12 protein-coding genes and 2 tRNA genes are annotated in these 18,958 nt (G+C 57.7%); 11 read left to right on the top strand and 3 right to left on the bottom strand.

Features of this window, described 5'->3' with window-relative positions; genetic code table 11:
- The first annotated feature begins 4 nt into the window (after window positions 1-4).
- On the top strand, window positions 5-1,369 hold the full coding sequence (locus ABGT66_RS04300; RefSeq protein ID WP_346689092.1) for a sodium/glutamate symporter: 1,365 nt from the start codon (window positions 5-7) through the stop codon (window positions 1,367-1,369).
- Window positions 1,370-1,467: 98 nt separating this feature from the next.
- The gene (locus ABGT66_RS04295; protein WP_346689090.1) at window positions 1,468-2,754 is read left to right on the top strand and encodes a hypothetical protein; all 1,287 of its coding nucleotides are present in this window, start codon (window positions 1,468-1,470) and stop codon (window positions 2,752-2,754) included.
- Window positions 2,755-2,827: 73 nt separating this feature from the next.
- Here ABGT66_RS04295 and ABGT66_RS04290 read toward each other — a convergent pair whose 3' ends face one another.
- Entirely contained in the window at window positions 2,828-3,301 is a 474-nt protein-coding gene (locus ABGT66_RS04290; protein WP_346689088.1) for a DNA-deoxyinosine glycosylase, read from the bottom strand.
- Window positions 3,302-4,070: 769 nt separating this feature from the next.
- Here ABGT66_RS04290 and ABGT66_RS04285 point away from each other — a divergent pair.
- The 3 genes from ABGT66_RS04285 to ABGT66_RS04275 all read left to right on the top strand — a co-directional run bounded on the left by ABGT66_RS04285 (window position 4,071) and on the right by ABGT66_RS04275 (window position 8,981).
- A complete protein-coding gene (locus ABGT66_RS04285; RefSeq protein WP_346689087.1) occupies window positions 4,071-5,129 on the top strand; it encodes a carbamoyl phosphate synthase small subunit in 1,059 nt (352 codons plus the stop codon).
- A 1-nt stretch (window position 5,130) separates the two neighbouring features.
- Window positions 5,131-8,268: a carbamoyl-phosphate synthase large subunit gene (gene carB / locus ABGT66_RS04280; protein WP_346689086.1), complete on the top strand. Its 3,138-nt coding sequence runs from the start codon at window positions 5,131-5,133 to the stop codon at window positions 8,266-8,268.
- A gap of 233 nt (window positions 8,269-8,501) precedes the next feature.
- Complete coding sequence (locus ABGT66_RS04275; protein WP_294193357.1) at window positions 8,502-8,981, top strand: Lrp/AsnC family transcriptional regulator; 480 nt, start codon at window positions 8,502-8,504, stop codon at window positions 8,979-8,981.
- Between the two features lie 108 nt (window positions 8,982-9,089).
- Here ABGT66_RS04275 and ABGT66_RS04270 read toward each other — a convergent pair whose 3' ends face one another.
- The gene (locus ABGT66_RS04270) at window positions 9,090-10,736 is read right to left on the bottom strand and encodes an Ig-like domain-containing protein (RefSeq protein WP_346689084.1); all 1,647 of its coding nucleotides are present in this window, start codon (window positions 10,734-10,736) and stop codon (window positions 9,090-9,092) included.
- 207 nt (window positions 10,737-10,943) lie between these two features.
- Between ABGT66_RS04270 and ABGT66_RS04265 the strand changes: the two genes are divergently transcribed.
- From ABGT66_RS04265 to tssH, 6 genes are all read left to right on the top strand, one after another.
- Window positions 10,944-11,039: transfer RNA gene (locus ABGT66_RS04265), tRNA-Ser, on the top strand.
- 13 nt (window positions 11,040-11,052) lie between these two features.
- Window positions 11,053-11,129: transfer RNA gene (locus ABGT66_RS04260), tRNA-Arg, on the top strand.
- A 463-nt stretch (window positions 11,130-11,592) separates the two neighbouring features.
- Window positions 11,593-12,090: a type VI secretion system contractile sheath small subunit gene (tssB, locus tag ABGT66_RS04255; RefSeq protein WP_294193361.1), complete on the top strand. Its 498-nt coding sequence runs from the start codon at window positions 11,593-11,595 to the stop codon at window positions 12,088-12,090.
- A 26-nt stretch (window positions 12,091-12,116) separates the two neighbouring features.
- Window positions 12,117-13,568 (top strand): type VI secretion system contractile sheath large subunit, encoded by a 1,452-nt coding sequence (tssC, locus tag ABGT66_RS04250; protein WP_346689255.1) that lies wholly within the window; start codon window positions 12,117-12,119, stop codon window positions 13,566-13,568.
- A 55-nt stretch (window positions 13,569-13,623) separates the two neighbouring features.
- The gene (locus tag ABGT66_RS04245; protein ID WP_294193366.1) at window positions 13,624-14,103 is read left to right on the top strand and encodes an Hcp family type VI secretion system effector; all 480 of its coding nucleotides are present in this window, start codon (window positions 13,624-13,626) and stop codon (window positions 14,101-14,103) included.
- 126 nt (window positions 14,104-14,229) lie between these two features.
- Window positions 14,230-17,007 carry a type VI secretion system ATPase TssH gene (tssH, locus tag ABGT66_RS04240; protein ID WP_346689081.1) on the top strand — a complete coding sequence of 926 codons (2,778 nt, stop codon included), beginning with the start codon at window positions 14,230-14,232 and terminating at the stop codon, window positions 17,005-17,007.
- Between the two features lie 250 nt (window positions 17,008-17,257).
- Here tssH and tssA read toward each other — a convergent pair whose 3' ends face one another.
- Window positions 17,258-18,832: a type VI secretion system protein TssA gene (gene tssA, locus ABGT66_RS04235; protein WP_346689079.1), complete on the bottom strand. Its 1,575-nt coding sequence runs from the start codon at window positions 18,830-18,832 to the stop codon at window positions 17,258-17,260.
- Window positions 18,833-18,958: the final 126 nt, after the last annotated feature.

The following is an 18,958-nucleotide window of genomic DNA, read 5'->3' as shown; positions in this document are numbered from 1 at the left end:
ATATATGAGTGCAATACAGACTGTAATCTACGATTTTGGAACGTTAAGTATTTTGCTGTTAATCGGTTTCTTTGTCAGAAAGCGAGTAAAATTATTACAGAACCTATATCTTCCTGCAGCTCTAGTCGCTGGATTTATAGGACTTTTGTTAGGACCTCAGGTATTAGGAAAGTTTACAGATTATTGCATCCCTTTGTCGCCTACCATAAAATCATGGCCAGGTGTACTCACTGCGGTAGTATTCTCTGTTTCATTTTTGGGAGTAAAACCGCGTAATTTTGGAGAAACAGCATTGTCTGCATCTATTCACTCTGGTATAGGTCACCAACTTCAAGTTTGTATTGGCTTAGTTTGTGCTGCGATTTTTATGCGATTCTATGATATTCCGCTGGGATTTGGACTCACACCTGTTTATGGATTTTACGGAGGCCACGGTACTGCTCTAGCCGCTGGTACACTCTTTCAAAAACTTGGATGGCAGGCAGGGCTTGATGTTTGTAATACTATGGCGACTGCTGGATTAGTTTGCGGTGTAGTATTTGGCATAATTATGATTAATATTGGTGCACGTAAAGGTAGAACAATTTATGTAGAAGAGCCTTCAGCGATTCCGGATTATATAAAAGTCGGTTATGTTGAACCACAAAATCGTAAACCAATAGGTAGTGGAGTTACTTATAATGATGTTATAGATCCATTTGGATTTGCTCTGTGTTGGTGCGGATTAATTTGTGTACTTGGAAATATTGTACGGAGTTTGCTTATTAAGATTAACCCCATTCTTAGCAATATCCCGTGGTTTGCGTGCTGCTTAATCCTTAGCATGATAGTTGGCTCTATTCTGCGCAGAACAGGGCAAGATAAATATATTGACCGCCCGAGCATGAGCCGTATTGCAGGTTTTACCATGGATTATCTCGTGTGTTCTGCAATATGTACGTTAGACTTAGGAACTGTATTTACTTATGCTGTTCCGCTATCTGTTACGATATTAGCAGTTTTGATTGGGAATATCGTTTTTTATCCCTATTTTGGGCGTAAACTATTTGCTAGAGATGCTTTTGAACGCTATATGGGAGCGTTTGGGCAAGGATGCGGTGTCGTTGCAACTGGGCTTATGCTTATACGCATTGTTGATCCTAACAATGAGTCCACGGCCGGTGAAGCCATTGTGTCCGCCAGTACGGTTGGATATTTGTGGATGATTCCATATTTTACAATTGGCCCGATCATTTCATTCTCATGGGGATTTACAAAGCTTTTCGTATTCAGCTTTGCACTTTTAGTATTCTTTATTGTCTTAGGACGGGTATTATGCTGGCAGAAAAGGCCGTCTTGGGAAACGCAAGAGCGCCATTATAGCGAATAAGCCTATCGTCGTCTAATTTTAGTTGGTGCTTATGCAGACTCAATGTCTGTGTAAGCACTTTTTAATAGTTAATGTAATGTTACTAAGGAGGGATAGCTTTGCGTATTAGTGGCGCTGATTTTGTGATGCCAGTTTCATGTGATTTCTCTCTTCCCGTTATGTCTAGAATAAGACAGCATTTTGATGATAAGTACATTAAAGATATTTCAGCGGCTGTTATAAGGACATTGAATTTGTTGGATTTACCTCCGTTACATGGTAAAAAAATTGGTATAACAGTAGGTAGCCGTAAAATTGATGGCTTGATTGACGTATTAAAAACATTAAATTGTTTTCTGCGTGGAAAAGGTGCGTTCCCATTCATTATACCCGCCATGGGAAGTCATGGTGGGGCGACTGCTGATGGGCAGCGTTTTATGTTAGCTGGACTGGGAATCGATGAAGGTACAACGGGCATGCCAGTAATATCGGATATGAGTGTTGTCCAAGTTGGAGTGTATCCCAATGGTTTGCCTATATTTTGTGCTAAGACAGCTGTAGAAGCAGATTATATAATTGTTCTGTCTAGGGTGAAGGCTCACACTTCAATTAAAGGTGAAGTAGAGAGCGGATTGTGCAAGATGGCTGTTGTCGGATTGGGGAAACATTTAGGTGCTATAAACTTCCATAAGCAAGGATATCATAAGCTCGCTGAATTATTGCCTAATGTCGGCAATGTTATTTTTAACAAGGTGAATACATTGTTTGGGTTAGCGTTGATTGAGAATGCTTATGATCGTCTATTTATGGTTGAGGCAATTCCTCCGTCACAGCTGGTTTCTAGAGAAAAAGAACTGTTGCTATTAGCAAAGAATAAAATGTCGCGTTTTTTTCTCGATGAGATAGACGTGTTGATTGTGGATAGATTCGGAAAAGACATTTCTGGAGCAGGTCTAGATCCTAACATTACAGGGCGAAGCATCACGCCGCTCCCAATAACTCCTCAGGTTCCTATTAGGACTATTGTTGCATTGAATCTGACAGATGCTTCTCATGGCAATGCAACTGGAATAGGTGGCGTAGACATTACTACACAAACTGTTATTAAGTCTATAGATGCACAGTCAACTTATGTTAATGCCTTTACATCTGGGGCGCTCAGTGCTGTCAAGCTTCCAATTATCTTGGCTAATGACGAGGATGCAATTAGGATGGCCATTCGCAGTGTTCCTTGTAACTCTATATCTGATGTAAAGGTTGTTCATATACTTGATACATTGCATCTTGGAGAAATTGAAGTATCTTCTAATTACATCCATAAGTTGAGTGGTAATTTGAAAATTACTCTGCTTGATAGTGCGAATATGAAGTTTGATAATAATAACAAATTAATTTCTAATTTATAATTGATTTGTGGATGCAAAGGCGAAAGTTTATAAAGTAGTTAAGGAGCCTGCTTTCATGCCTATGGGATATTTGTTACCTCCCCAGCGCTTCCATCCACATCTCCTCACGTTCCCTGTCCCTTCCCGCGCAGGCGGGGCTGGTGGAGAGGACTTTTCTGTAGTCTATTGTGGGGGCGCCGAAGTATTTTTTGTATTTTGCGAAGGCGAAGCCGCCGTTGAAGATTATGCGGCGGACGTTGGGGTGGGCGGCGAGGAGCGCGGGGATGTCGTTCGGGGTTTCGTTGCGGATGCTGCCGTCGGCGCTGCCTTCGCGCTCTGCGCATTTGACGACGTCCCAGAGCGCGAGGCCGTGGGCGAGGATGAAGCGATAGCGCGCGTCGAAGTCTTCGTCGGGTGTTTCGCCCCACGCGCCGTAGATTATTTTCCAGAATTTATTTTGCGGGTGCGCGTAGTAGCGCGCTTCGGCGAGCGAGCGGACGCCGGGCAGCGAGCCGAGTATCAGTATTTTTGAGTTTTCGTCTATCAGCGGGCCGAAGCTGTATTCCATCGCGCGTCCTCCGTCGTTGTGCCGTTCTGCGATATTATAGACGTTAATCCGGCGTGCGGCGCAAGCGTCTGCGGCCTTCGTCCGCACGCGTGGGAATCCGGTATCGCCGGGCCGGCGGCCGCCGTTGAAAACGCCGTCGGTATGCCGGCTCCGTTTCGTCGGAGCGCATTGCAATGGTATCTGCGCCGTCTCTTGCGTATAGCTGTGTTCGTTAAATTTCAAATTATAAATAACATCAGGTGTCGTCATTCCGCGTTTCAACGCAATGCGCATCTTGCGCTAGCGAATATTTACGTGATGTCTTTGCGCATTGCTGCTGCCGTCGGTGTTTTGAAATCCGCCGTCGAGCGCGGGGCTGCGAACTGTGCCGTCTCGCGTATAAATTTAATCAAGCATAGACCGATGTGCAGATGAAACTACCGTCACCCCGCCGCGTTCCGCGCGTCAGCGGCGGGTTGGGGCTGCGGTTTCTTCTTTACGCTTTTCTGCTGACGATTTTTCGCGCGCGTCTCCGTCGTTTTGTCGCTGTTTTACCGCGCCGCGCGTCTCGCGTATCCTATGGCACACGGCTGCACGTTTCTGTTTCACGCAATTTTGTGCAATCGGTTGAATCTGCATTATGGCGAAGGAATTTATCTTTTCGGGGCTTGACGTTTTTCTCTTTGCGGGTATAATACTCTGGAAATTGAACGCTGGGTGAAATATGAAATTTAACAAAAACATAGTTCCGGTTTATTTTTTCACCTTGGCGCGAAGGAGCACGGAGTGTATGGAGGATTTCGTTTATCTGACTTTGAGCGACGGTTCCGTATGGCGCGGACGCGGCAGGCTCGATGGCCCGGTGGAGGGCGAAGTGGTCTTCACTACGGCCTCGTGCGGCTATCCGCAGACTTTGACGGACCCGTCGTATAACGGGCAGATCATTGTTTTCGCTTTCCCGCCTATCGGAATTTACGGTATAGACAAGGATAATCTCGAGAGCCGCCGCGTCTGGGCGCGCGGCGCTCTGATGACGCGCCTCGACGAAACGGAATGCGGGCGCTTCGAAAGTTTACACGACTGGATGGCGGAGAACGGCCGCCCGATAGTCCACGACATAGACACGCGCGGGTTGATTCTGAAAATCCGCGAGGTCGGCTCGATGATGGGCCGCCTCGACACGACACCTGTGAAGCCCGAGCTTGCGGAGCTGCCGCCGACGCTGGTTCACGAGGTTTCGTGCGATATGCCGGTGATAAGCGGAGGGGGCGACCTGACCGTCGCTGTGATGGACTACGGCGTGAAGGAGAACATCATCCGCAGTATGGAGCGGCGCGGCTGCCGCGTCATCCGCTTCCCGCACGACACGCCCGCGGATACGGTGCTGGGCAGCGGCGCGGACGGCGTGCTGCTGAGCAACGGCCCGGGCGACCCGTCTGTGCTTGAGCGCGAGGCGGCGGAGGCGGCGAAGCTTCTCGGCAAACTACCGCTGCTCGGCGTCTGCCTCGGAAATCAGCTTCTCGCTATGGCCTGCGGCGGAAAGACGAAGAAGCTTTCCTTCGGGCACCGCGGCGCGAACCAGCCGGTGCTCGACCTCGCGACGGGGCGCGGCCTGCTGACGAGCCAGAACCACCAGTACGCGGTAGACGCGGCGAGCCTCGGGGGCACGGAGCTCGAGGTCGCATACAAGCACCTCGGCGACGGCACGGTCGAGGGGCTTCGCCACAGGCGGTACGACGCGCTGTCGGTGCAGTTCCATCCCGAGGCTTCGCCGGGGCCGGAGGATGCCTCCTATATTTTCGACAATTTCATCGACCGTATGAAGGCCGCGCGCCAGGGGAGAAATTAGGATGAGAGACGCAACTATAAGAAAAGTTCTTGTGCTGGGCTCCGGCCCGATAAAGATAGGCCAGGCCGCGGAGTTCGACTACGCGGGCACGCAGGCCTGCCGCGCGCTTAAAGAAGAAGGATGCAGCGTCATCCTGCTGAACAGCAACCCCGCGACGATACAGACGGACAGCTCGGTCGCGGACGTCGTATATATCCGCCCGCTGCTGCCGGACGTGGTCGAGGAAATACTCAAGGAGCACAACCCCGACGGCGTCGTCGCGACGCTCGGCGGACAGACGGGGCTGAACCTTTGCATGGAGTGCGAAAAGCTCGGGATATGGAAGCGCCACAAGTGCCGCGTACTCGGCACGCAGCCGGATGCCGTGGAGCGCGCCGAGGCGCGCGAGCCCTTCCGCCGCACGATGCTCGAGGCGGGGCAGCCCATCATCGCAAGCCGCGGAATTTCGTCCGTCGCCGAGGCACAGGAGTTCGCGCTGCATACGCCGCTGCCGCTGATTCTGCGCCCTGACTTCACGCTCGGCGGCTCGGGAAACTCCGTCGTGCGCGACGTAGAGAACTTCGTCGTCCAGACGGAGGACGCCCTCGCCGCCTCGCCTGTCGGCCACGCGCTGATAGAGCGCTACCTCGAAGGCTGGCACGAGATGGAGATAGAGGTCGTCCGCGACTGCGCCGGAAACGCGCTCGCCGTCTGCGGAATGGAGAACATCGACCCGATGGGCGTCCACACGGGCGACTCTGTAGTCGTCTCGCCGCCGCTGACCCTCACTGACAAAGAATGGCAGATGCTGCGCACCGCGGCGCTCAAGATAGTAGACGCGCTCGACATCCGCGGGGCCTGCAACGTGCAGTTCGCGCTCGCGCCCGACGGCAGCGAGTATTATGTAATAGAAGTAAACCCGCGCGCGAGCCGCTCCAGCGCCCTCGCGAGCAAGGCGACCGGCTATCCGATCGCGCGCATGGCGGCGAAGATAGCGCTCGGCCTCGAGCTTACCGAGATGGCGAACCCCGTCACCGGCGCGGGCAGCGCTCTCTCCGAGCCCGCGCTCGACTACGTGGCGGTCAAGGTTCCCTCGTGGCCCTTCGACAGCTTCCCGCAGGCGGACTTCACGCTCGGCCCGCGCATGAAGGCGACTGGCGAAGTGCTCGCCATAGGCACGAACTTCGCTCAGGCGCTCACCAAGGCATGGCACTCCGTCGCTCGCGGCAAAACCCTGCCCGACAGAAAGCTGCGCTCCTGGGAGACGCGCAAGCTCTGGGAGCAGGTCAACCGCCCGACGCACCTGCGCCTCGACGCGATAACGGAGCTTCTGCGCCGCAGCTCTACGACGGTCGACGAGATAGCGCGCAGGACGCACATCCGCCGCTACTTCATAGAACAGCTCAACGCGATACAGCTCGCGGAAAAATATCTCGAAGAGGACGGCGCCGTCAACGGCAACATAGCGAGCGCCGCGATGAAGGGCTTCACCGCCTCGCAGATAGCTGAGGCCGCCGGGCTGACGGAGGAAGAGGCCCGCAATATAGTAAAGGAAGAGGGCTGCGCCGCGGGCTACCGCGAGGTCGACGGCTGCGCGGGCGAGTTCCCCTCCGGCTCCGGCTACTACTACGGCGCGCCCGGCGCTGGCGACGACCCGCACGGCTCGCACGAGGGCGGCGTCGTGGTCCTCGGCTCCGGCCCGATACGCATCGCGCAGGGCGTCGAATTCGACTACTGCTGCGTCAAGGCCGTAGAGGCGCTGCGCCGCCGCGGCGTCCGCGCGATAATGATGAACGTCAACCCCGAGACGGTCAGCACCGACCACGACATATCCGATGCGCTCTACCTCGAGCCGCTGACGGTGGACGACGCGATGCCGATACTCGAACGCGAAAAGGCGGCGGGCGTATTCGCCTGCTTCGGCGGGCAGACCTCGCTGCGCCTAGGCCTCGACCTCGCCGCGCGCGGCGTAAAGCTCTTCGGCCCAGGCGCGGAGGTCATAGAGGCGGCGGAGGACCGCGGACAGTTCTCGCGCCTGCTCGCGCGCATAGGCGTGCCCGAGCCGAAGGGCGTCGACGTCGCATCGGTCGAAGAGGCGCTCGAAGCCGCGGACAGACTCGGCTACCCGCTCATGGTGCGCCCGAGCTTCGTCATCGGAGGCGTCGCGATGCGCGCAGTCTACGACGAAAAGGCGCTCGTCGCGGTGCTCAAAGAGGCCTTCGACGCGGTGCCCGGCCAGAAAGTCATGGTCGACCAGTTCCTCGCGGGCCGCGAGTTTGAATGCGACGCGCTCTGCGACGGCGGCGACGTGCTCATCCCCGGCATATTCGAACACATAGACCCCGCCGGAATCCACTCCGGCGACTCGATAGCGGTATTCCCGAGCTTCTCGCTCACGAAGGAACAGCAGGACGAAGTGCTGAACTTCGTCTCTACGATATCGCGCGAGCTCAACGTCCACGGCCTGCTCAACATACAGTTCGTCCTGCGCGGCGGGGCCTTCTGGATAATCGAGGCCAACCCGCGCGCCAGCCGCACCGTCCCGATAGCGAGCAAAATCTCCGGCCTGCCGCTCATAGACATAGCCGTCGGCCTCGCGCTCGGCGAAAAACTGCGCGACATGCCCTACGGCGTAGGCCTCCATCCCGAAAGCGGCCTCTGGGGCGTCAAGGTTCCCGTCTTCTCCAACGACAAGCTCCCCGGCCTCGACCCGAAGCTCGGGCCGAGAATGATGTCCACCGGCGAAAGCCTCGGAATGGCGAACAACCTCTCCGACGCGATCATGGAAGGGCTGCGCGGCACAGGCTGGACGCCGCCGCAGGCCGGACGCATCCTCATGAGCATAGCCGACAGCGAAAAGTCCGAAGCCATGCCGGTCGCGGCGCTCTTCAAGCAGCTCGGCTGGACGGTGGAGGCGACCGCGGGAACGGCGGCCTACCTCAAAAAGTGGGGCATAGAGGCCGGCTGCGTCGAACGCGAAGACCTCGTCAAACGGCTGCGCTCCGGCGGCTGGGACCTCGTGCTCAACATCCCCGGCGGAAACGAGCGCCACATCGCAGACGGCACGCTGATACGCCGCCACGCCTGCTCGGCCGGCATCCCGTGCCTGCACTCGATATCCGCGGCGTGGGCCGTAGCCGCGGGCCTCGGCAAAAGATAAACGGAAAACAGGCAAAATTCACGCAAAGGAGGACGCGCCGCGCGCCCTCCTTTCTTTTATAGAAACTCCGCGTGCCGTTCATGCGCCGCAAAACGCCATGAAAAAGCGGAAAAACATCTTTTTCTCATAAAAATTCTTTATCCGCTATTCCTTTTTCTGCGGAAATGCTTTAATATTAACAGCGGGATGATTCAAAAAGTTATTTTTTTATGAGAAGGGCGGGGTTTCAGCAGATGCTCAGCAATAAACTTCTTGACGACATTGGCAGACAGATACTCAGAATCCTCCAGGAGGACGGAAGAATATCCTTCAACGAACTCGGACGCAAAGTCGGCCTATCGTCGCCGGCCGTAGCCGAGCGCGTGCGCCGCATGGAGGAGGCCGGGATAATCCTCGGCTACCGCGCGATAGTCGACCAGTCGCGGGTCGGCTATCCGATAATGGCCTTCGTCCGCCTTTCGATACCCGTGTCGTTCCTGGCGCAGGCCGACGAACTCGCGAAATCCATACCCGAAGTCCTCGAATGCCACCACCTCACGGGAAGCGACGGCGTCATCCTCAAGGTCATCGTCTCCTCGGTTGGCCACCTCGAGGAAGTCATCAGCAAAATGGGAAGCTGCGGCATGACGACCACGGCGATAGTCCTGTCGTCCCCGGTAGTCTCGCGCCCTATAGACCCGGTAAAACAGCCGGCGGGAGGCCAACAGCAGTAAAAAACAAAAAGCGGCGCTGCGCCGCAAAGCTTTGTGTGTGGGGGATAAAAAAGCCGCGGAGGTAAACGAAAAACCTCCGCGGCTTTGATTTTAACCGCGGCCCGCTCGCTATTTCCTTTTCATAAAAAAGAAAAACGCAAGCGCAGCGGCGGCGGGAAAGCCGAAACCGGCGGAACAGCCGCCGCCAGAAGAGGGCGCAGGCGCGGGCGACGGCGGCACATCCGGCCCTTCAGTCCCGGGCGTATCCGGCTCCGGCTCAACGTCCGGCGAAACCGGAGAAACCACCGGCGCATCGGGAACTTCGGGAACCTCCGACACTTTAATGGTGCAGACTGCGGAACGCCCGTCCTCCGTCGAAGCCGTTACGGCGGCGGAGCCCTTGGAAACGGCAGCCGCCATGCCGTCCGTGTCCACAGTAACGACGGCCTCGTCGCCGCTTGCCCATGTCACGAAATCATCGAATGCCTCTCCGTTCGCGGCAACGACCGCAAGCGCCAGCCTCTCTCCTACGGTCATATCCGCCGCCGGCGGCTCGACGCGGATATCGGGCAGAGGCGTGGCCTCCGACACACTTATCTCTATCGTCATAGACATCTGCTTGGCATCGGCTTTCGAAACGGGAGCGAAATACGGCGGCTCTGACGAAAAATCAGTCGGGCGCAGCTCCGCGGTAAAAGTGACCGGCGTCTCGCCGGCCTCGAGCGGAGTTACAGAAAATGTCCTGTCGTTGTTGTTCGTCACTTCTATTATGTCATGGTTGTATGAATCCTCGACGACCTGAGGATTTAAGATGTAATCGCCGACGTGCTGCGGCGAGCCGGGTACAGGCGATAATGAAACAATCGCGCGGCCTGTTGTGCTTAAGTCTGTAATGTCGGCGCTTGCGGATATCGTTGTAACAACTGACAGCTTGACTATGTCTGAGCTTAATTCAGTAATAACGGCCCCTCCGTCGGACACGCCTGCCGAAGCGTAATTTTCTCCGAATCCATCGCCTTTTTGCCAGCAGCAATTTACGATATTGAGGGCTTTGCTGTTTTGTCCGGCAAGACCGCCCAACTTTGCGGAACGTATCTTCTCCACCGATGTAAATACGTCGCCGGAATGAAAACTGTCGGATACAACTCCGTCGTTATATCCGACGATGCCGCCGACGCTGGCAGTGTTGTTTGCCGTCTCGCCATATACATTTCCAATATGCACACAGTTTGATATGGAGGCCGTCGCAGTATCGGTATTCTCAGAGACCAATCCGGCAAGGCCGCCGACACGAAGGTAGTTGTCGGCAGAGACCGATACGTCTCCGCGCAATATAAGATTCTTTATTTGTGCTGTGCATCCATCGTCACCGACCTTCGCGAAAAAACCGGAATAATATATCGTGCCGTAGTCGGATTCCTCTTGAGCGGTCTTCGTCACCACATACCCGCTCACCGTATGCCCGCCGCCGTCGAACGTGCCGCTGTAAATCGGACTGCCTATCGGCTCCCAGTCCAACGGCTTACCGTCGACGGACAAATCTATATCCGCGGTCAGCCTCGCGCAGATATCCGCGCTTCCGGCGTTCACCGCGTCGCGGAACTCGGCGAGCTCAGCGCCCGACGCAATCAGATAAAAACCGTCTCCGTCCATCGTCAGCGCCGAGGCGGGCAAAGCCGAGGCCGCAGCGATAAAAAAGGCCGCGGCGAGGCAATTCACGAGCGGGCGGAAAACCGCCGCGCAGGTTCTGCACTTCATGCCGAAAACGGAAAACATACAAATCCCTCCGAACGTCACGCCCGGGCATAAGCGCGGCGGGCGGAATAAACAAAACGGAAACGCTACAAGAATAAAGAAAAAACCGCGCCTTGTCCACCTTCGCGGCGGCGTGAGGCGCGCGCCGCCGTTCCGTAAAAAAATCTTAAAATCGATGAAAATAAATCGTTGACAAATCCGCGCTCCCATAATAGAATATTCCGCGTTGGTGAGGTGGCCGAGCTAGGCTGAAGGCGCTCGCCTGCTAAGCGGGTAGGGGGCCATAAAGCTCCCTCCAGGGTTCAAATCCCTGCCTCACCGCCATAAAAACGAATACGCGCCGGTAGCTCAACTGGATAGAGCATTGGACTACGGATCCAAAGGTTACGGGTTCAAATCCTGTCCGGCGCGCCATTTTTAACAGTAATAAGGACTTGGAGCTTCCGCTTTAAGTCCTTTTTATTTTGCTTTCCTATTTATCTTGCTTTCATAACGGCGGACGGTAAACCGCAGACGGCTTGCGCGCGGCTCTTCGGCGGCGCGCTTCGCGGAGCTTTGTCCGCGCTCTTGTTTCACGGGAAGAAGGACGATGTGAGTTTTTGCATGCTCCGCCGTGTTTCGTATCAGTAATCCTTCGAGTTTTCGCTCATTTATATTCGGCTCATTTGCGTTGCGCAATGCCGGTACATATGCCGTTTGTTATAGAAGTGGAATTGCATATTTGCGGTTAAGACGGCACAAATAAATTGTTTGACAGGGTAAAAAGTAGAATATATAGTAGTATATGGCGCGAGGGCGTATTTTTGCGTCCCATGAGACGCGCCGCCGTCTGAATTCAATCTGTGATTCCTATTTTACGAACGGGAGGTACAAGAATATGCCCAACGAAGGAAGCACTTCCCCGAAAGAGCGCGTCAATATAGTTTACAGACCCGCGACCGGAGACGTGCAGGAAGATGTAGAGCTGCCTCTTAAGCTGATGGTCCTCGGGGATTTCACGCTCCGCAAGGACGATACGATGCTGGAAGACCGCAAGCCCATCAGCGTAGACAAGGATAATTTCGACAAGGTCATGCAGAGCCAGGGGCTTTCGCTCCAGCTCCAGGTGCCGAACAAGCTTTCCGACGATCCGGACGCTACGCTCAGCGCCGACCTGAAGTTCGAGACACTGAAGGATTTCGGCCCCGACGCCCTCGTCCAGATGGTGCCGGAGCTTGCGAAGCTGATGCAGCTGCGCGAGGCGCTCAAGGCGCTCAAGGGCCCGCTTTCCAACGTCCCGAATTTTCGCAAAAAACTCCAGGACCTCGTCAACGACGAGAAAACCCGCGACGCCCTGCTTCAGGAGCTGGGCATAGACGCAGAGGAGGATAAGTAAGGATGGCCGAGGAACAGAGAGAGGCTATGGAACAGCAGGCGGCTGCTCCCGTTTCGAGCCTGCTTGACGAGATTATAGAAGCGTCGAAAATCAAGCCGACCGACGAAGGCTACGACGTTACGCGCGCAGGGCTTCAGGAGTTTATACGCGAGATAGCTGCGAGCGGCACCGCGCCGAAGGTCAGCGGCGCGCTCGTCGACGCGATGATCGTTGAGCTTGACAAAAAGCTTTCCGACCAGGTCAACGAGATTATGCACAACAGCCAGTTCCGCGAGCTTGAGTCATCGTGGCGTTCGCTGAAATTCCTCGTCGATAACGTCGATTTCCGCCAGAATACGAAGGTTGAGATCCTCAACGTTTCGAAGCAGGATCTCATCGACGACTTCGAAGATTCTCCCGAAGTCGTTAAATCCGGCCTTTACAAGCATATTTACACCGCGGAGTTCGGACAGTTCGGCGGGCAGCCTGTCGGCGCGGTGGTGTCGAATTACACATTCGGCCCCGGCCCGCAGGATATGGAGCTGCTGCGCAATGTTGCGAGCGTCTCGGCTATGTCGCACGTACCTTTCCTCGGAGCCGCCGGAAAGGAGTTCTTCGGCATCGACTCGTGGGACCAGCTGCCGAACCTCAAGGACCTGCATTCCATATTTGAGATGCCGCAATACGCTAAATGGCGTTCGCTGCGAGAGAACGAGGACAGCCGCTATCTGGGGCTGACGCTTCCGCGCTTCCTGCTGCGCCTGCCCTACGGAGAGAATACGACGCCCGCGAAGAATTTCAATTTCACTGAGACAGTAGAGGACAACGAAGATTTCTGCTGGGGCAACACGTCGTTCGCGCTCGCCTCGCGCATGGCGGACAGCTTCGCCAAATACCGCTGGTGCAGCAACATAATCGGCCCGCAGAGCGGCGGCGCGGTGGAGAACCTTCCGCTTTATCAGTTCGAGCAGAGCGGCGAGATACAGACGAAGATACCGACCGAAGTGCTCATCTCGGAGCGTCGCGAATACGAGCTTGCGGAAGAGGGATTCATAGCGCTGACGATGCGCAAAGGCTCCGACAATGCGGCGTTCTTCTCTGCGAACTCCGTACTGCGCCCGAAGGTATTCCCGAATACGCCTGAGGGCAAAGAGGCCGAGATGAACTACAAACTATCGACGCAGCTTCCATATATGATGATAATGAACCGCCTCGCGCACTACATCAAGGTCATACAGCGCGAGAACATCGGCGGCTGGAAGGAACGCGCCGACATCGAGCGTGAGCTGAACGTATGGATAAGCCAGTACGTCACGGAGATGGACAACCCAGATGCAATCACGCGCAGCAAACGCCCGCTCCGCATGGCGAAGGTCCAGGTCAGCGACGTGCCTGGAGATCCAGGCTGGTATTCCGTCAATCTGCTAGTCCGTCCGCACTTCAAATACATGGGCGCGAACTTCACGCTCTCGCTCGTTGGCAAGCTGGACAAGCAGTAAAAACTGCAATATGAAAAAATAGATTTCCAATCTGAAAGCAAAGGAGACGTAAAATATGGCACTTACCGCGTACATGAAGCTTAAGGGAAAAAGCCAGGGCGACATCAAAGGCGACTGCGAGCAGGGCGGCGACAAGAAAGATTCGATCCTCGTCTACGCGACGGAGCACAAGGTAGAGATCCCGAAGGATACGCACACCGGACTGCCGACGGGGCAGAGGATCCACCACCCCTATAAGATAACGATGGCGAAGAGCCAGGCTTCGCCGAAGCTCTACAAGGCCTGCTGCACGGGCGAGCAGCTCGAGGTAACGCTCGACTACTACCGCATCAAGCCCGACGGAACGGAAGAAAAATACTTCACCGTCAAGATGGAGAACGCCATCGTCGTCGAGATGGACCAGCTAACGCCGCTGACCTTCCTGCCGGAGAGCAAGCCATATCACGATATGGAGGACGTGCAGTTCACCTATTCTAAGATCACGTGGACCTACAACGACGGCAACATCGAGTACACCGACGACTGGAAAGCGTAAGCGTCCGGCCGTCAGGCAAAATGTAATTTCGCGGGACAGAGAGGGGCAGCGGGACGGCTGTCTCGCTCTGTCCTTTTGTTTTTATAACGGATAAAGAGCCGCCCGGCGCGGCGAAAGGAGGAAAAAATGTCCACAGGAGTAGATATAGCCTCTCTTTTTGAAAAATGCAACGACTTTCTCACGGTGGCGCTGAACAACGCCGCGGGCAGCGCGGTGCGGCGCGGACACTACGAGGTGACGATAGAGCACCTGATGCTTGCCTGCATGACGGAGCCGCAGAGCGACATCCCGATAGCGCTCGAGACCTTCGGCGCTGACGCCGCGAAGGTCGAGCGCGCGCTCAACTCCGCGGTGGACGGCTTCAGGAACGGCAACGGCGGACGCCCGGTATTCTCGCCGCTGCTCATCGAGCTGATGGAGGCGTCGTGGCTCGTCGCCTCCGTCGACCTCGGGCTGAGCCAGATACGCTCCGGCGCGATGCTGCTTGCGTTCCTGCGCAAGCCCGCCGTCTACGCTCAGGGCGATTACGCGCAGTCGTTCTCTGCGATAAACCGCGAAAATCTGCTCAAGGACTTCGCGAAGATAGCGCGCGAATCCAAGGAGACCTCGATAGTCCTGCCGGACGCGCCCGCCTCGAAGGCTGGGGCCGCTGCGGAGGGCGGCGAGAGCTTCATAGCGAAATTCTGCGAGGACTTCACGGCGAAGGCCAAGGCGGGGAAGATAGACCCAGTTTTCGGACGCGACGCGGAAATCCGCCAGATGGTGGACATACTGGCGCGCCGCCGCAAAAACAATCCAATACTCGTCGGCGAGCCGGGCGTCGGAAAGACCGCCGTCCTCGAGGGACTCGCGCTGCGCATCGTGCAGGGCGACGTGCCCGACACGATAAAGGGCTCCACGCTGCTCTCGCTCGACATGGGGCTGCTCGAAGCGGGCGCGAGCGTCAAGGGCGAGTTTGAACGCCGCCTCAAGGGCGTGCTCGACGAGATAAAGGAGAGCGAAAAGCCGGTCATCCTCTTCATCGACGAGGCGCACATGCTCGTAGGCGCGGGCGGACAGGCCGGAGGCTCCGACGCCGCGAACCTCATGAAGCCCGCGCTCGCGCGCGGCGAGATAAAGACCTGCGCTGCGACGACGTGGAAGGAATACAAAAAATACTTTGAAAAAGACGCGGCCCTCGCGCGCCGCTTCCAGCTCGTCAAGCTCGACGAGCCCTCGACGCGCACCGCTGCGCTCATACTGCGCGGAATACGCGCGAGCTACGAAAAGGCGCACGGCGTGCTGATACGCGACGACGCGATAGAGGCCGCCGCGAACCTCTCCGCGCGCTACATCGGCGGGCGCTTCCTGCCGGACAAGGCGATAGACCTGCTCGACACCGCCTGCGCGCGCGTCAAGGTCAGCCTATCGTCGAAGCCCGCGCCGCTCGAGGACGCCGAACGCGCGCGCCAGGCCGCGGAGCGCGAGCTCGACGGGCTGCGCCGCGACCGGCTAAACGGAACAGAGATAGACGAAAAACGGCTCGCCGAGCTCGAAGCCGAGATAGCGGAGCACGCCGCCGAGGAGGCGCGCCTGAAAATCCAGTGGCAGGAAGAAAAAAGCGCCGCCGAAGAGCTTATCGCGCGCCGCCGCGCGATGCTCGACGCTGCGAAGCTTATGAAAGAGGATAAAGCCGCGGAAGCTCCGGCAAATGCGGAGAAGAGCGAAGCCGCGCCCGAGGCGGAGGCCGCGAAGGACGAAGAGACGCTGCTCCGCGAATTCGAAGAGGCGAAGGCGAGGTACGAAGCGCTGCACGAGGAAGGCCGCCTCGTCGCCGTCGAAGTAACCTCCGAGGTCGTTGCTCAGGTTGTATCCGACTGGACCGGAATCCCGACGGGGCGCATGGCGAGCCGCCAGGCCGCCGTCGCGCAGGAGCTCGACAAGCTTCTCGGCGAACGCATCAAGGGGCAGGACGCGGCGCTGCGCACAATCGCGCGCACCGTGCAGGCCTCGACGGCGGGGCTCATGTCGCCCGACCGCCCGCTCGGCGTCTTCCTGCTCGCAGGCCCCTCCGGCGTCGGAAAGACGGAGACCGGCCTCGCGCTCGCGGAGCTGCTCTTCGGCGACAGCCGCAGCGTAATAACGATAAACATGAGCGAATTCCAGGAAAAGCACACAGTCTCGCGCCTCATCGGCTCGCCGCCGGGCTACGTCGGCTACGGCGAGGGCGGAATGCTCACCGAGGCCGTCCGCCGCAGGCCCTACTCCGTCGTCCTGCTCGACGAATGCGAGAAGGCTCACATCGACGTGATGAACCTTTTCTATCAGGTCTTCGACAAGGGAACGCTCACCGACGGCGAGGGCAAGGAGGTCAGCTTCAAGAACACTATAATAATGCTCACCTCGAACCTCGCCTCCGAGACGATACAGCGCTATACGTCCGGAGCGGCTGAAATCGACGAGGACGAGCTCGTGCAGGCGATACGCCCCGAGCTTTCGAACCACTTCCGCCCCGCGCTGCTCGCGCGCATGACGATAGTGCCCTACCGCAGCCTCAACGAAGAGGCGATGAAGCTGATAGCGGGCGCGAAGCTCGGCTCCGTCGTTAAGCGGCTGAGGGCGAACAACAACGTCGAGCTCGAAATAGCGCCCGAGGTGGCGGAGCTGATAGTCGAGCGCTGCACCGAAACGGAGACCGGCGCGCGCAACATAGAGACGATACTGGCCGGCTCCGTCCTGCCGAAGCTCGCGCACCGGATGCTCGAACGCATGTCCGGCGGAGAAATGCCGCCGCGCGCAGAGCTTTACGTGGACGAGGACAAATCCTTCGCGCTGCGCTTCTCCGACGAACCCGCCGAAGAAGCGGCGGAAGCGCCGGAGGAGCGGGAAGCGCCGCAGGACACGGAAACTGAAGAAAAAGAATAACCGTTGCGCTGACTCAGCGGCGCAGTGAAAAAGCAGAAAGCGGCCCCGCGTGAAAATCGCGGGGCCGTTTTGCAGGCGTTCGATATTCATAATCGTATTTCCCGCGCCAAAACCTTCCGGCATACGTCCTCACGCTACCGCTTGGCTCTTTTCTCACGCTATCGTGAAATATGAACAAAAACTGACGCCGTCCGCAGAAACGTCCGCGGGCGGCGTGAATTTTTTATAAGTTTGGTTCCGCGAGGCGCTCTCAGCTCCAGCCGAGCACGGCGGAGGGCTTTATCCCCGCCGTCTTCTCGCGCAGGGCTTCCGCGCCCTCCGCGTCGCCAGCTAGGTCGAGCGCTTGGCACGCCGCAGTCATAGCTTCGGCGGCGAGGTCGGGTTCGAGCTTCGCAAGGCCGCTTTGCTCTATCTCGCGCGCGATTGCGCGCGCGAGCGCGGCGGCTGTCTTCGTCTCGCGCTGCGAGCAGAGCATATGGAGTTCCTCTGCGCGCAGGCGGACGTTGCCCGCGGCGGAAGTCCCGTGCGAATCTTCCAATTTTTTGAGCGCGCCCGCCGCGTCGCCGCCCGCGAGTATTTCGCGCGCCTCGGCGATGGCCGCGTCGATTTTGCCGCCGCCCGGACCGCAGTCGGAGCCGCCGCTTTGACCGTCGTGCGCGAGCTCGTCCAGCCACGCGCGCGTCGCCGGCGATACGAAGGGGATGCCGCCGTCGTAGCTGAGCGACGTCAGCCCGGGCAGCCGTCCGGCGAATGCCGCCGTCTCCGCGCGCAGCCGCGCGCGCGCCGCCGCGAAGGCCGGGCCGAGGTTCGCGAGCGCCTCGTCCGCTATGCGCTGGAGGTCTATGCAGAGCGGGTAGGACTGGAAAAGGTCGTCGGCCGCAGTCGCCGCCTTGAGCCAATTTTTCCCCGCGAGCAGCCGCTCCGCCGCTTCAACCCTGTCCATGTCTGGCGGCGGCACCATGGTCTGTCCCGTGCCGTCGTCGGGAGGGAGCGCCGTTATCTTCCCCCAGAGCGCGACGCGCGGAAGCTGCCACGCGAGGTAGTTCGCCGGGTTCTCTGCGCGCAGCGCGAAGGCGTAATTGCGCGCCGCGTCGACGAAGGCCGAGAGCGCCGCCGCCGTGTCTCCAGCCTGCGGGGCCGGAGCGGGCGCTGCCGCCGTTTGGCGCGGCGGCTCCGGTGCCGGTCTCTGGGGCTGCGCGCGCGGCGGCTCCTGCGTCTGGGGCTGCGGTTGCGGCTGCGGTTCGGGCGTCGGGGCCGCGGGCGGCTCCGGTTCCTTCGGCTTCTCCTCCGGCAGCAGCGGGAGCGCGCGTATCGCCTCTTTTATGTCGCGCAGCGGCTGGGCGTCTTCCATCAGCGTCCCTACGAGGCTGTCAAGTCCGTTCACCGCCTCGGTCATTTCAGCGGAAAGCTCCGCTGGGATGGGCTGTTGGTTCTCTTTCCTAAGCTGTTCAAGCGCGCGTTCATGCCACCATTCGTATGCGTTGAGGCGGCGGCGCATTTTCGCCTTCGGCGGGAATGCGTCTTCCCAGAAATTTTCGCATATTCCGCGCAGCAGGTTCACGCCGTCGAGAAATCCCCGCGCGCCGTCGATGTGCGCGAGCGCGACCGCCGTGTAGGCCGCGACGGAGATGTCCTTCGACTTTTGCGCGAGTATGGCGGCCCCGTTGTCGGCGACGTCCTGCCATGAAATCGGCGCGCTCTGGCTCACAGACGAAAGCTTCGCTATCTCCGCCGTCAGAGCTTCGTATTCTGGTTCGTACTTTGCGTCCGCGCCCGCCGGCCGGCTTTCGCTGACCGGAGACGCTGCCAGTGCTGTTATGTCCATTTTACGTTTTCCTCTTGAATAGGCGTCTCCGCCGCATTGCGCGGACGGAGGGATAAAATCAGATTTATATTACGTAAAACATAATTTTTTTGCAAGCGCGCCGCCGCCAGCGGATTTTGCGCAACG

Origin of the sequence: uncultured Cloacibacillus sp., assembly GCF_963926575.1 — a bacterium.
Lineage (GTDB): Bacteria > Synergistota > Synergistia > Synergistales > Synergistaceae > Caccocola > Caccocola faecigallinarum.
The sequence above is the reverse complement of the archived record's forward strand: the minus strand, read 5'-3'. Positions and strand labels throughout refer to the sequence as shown.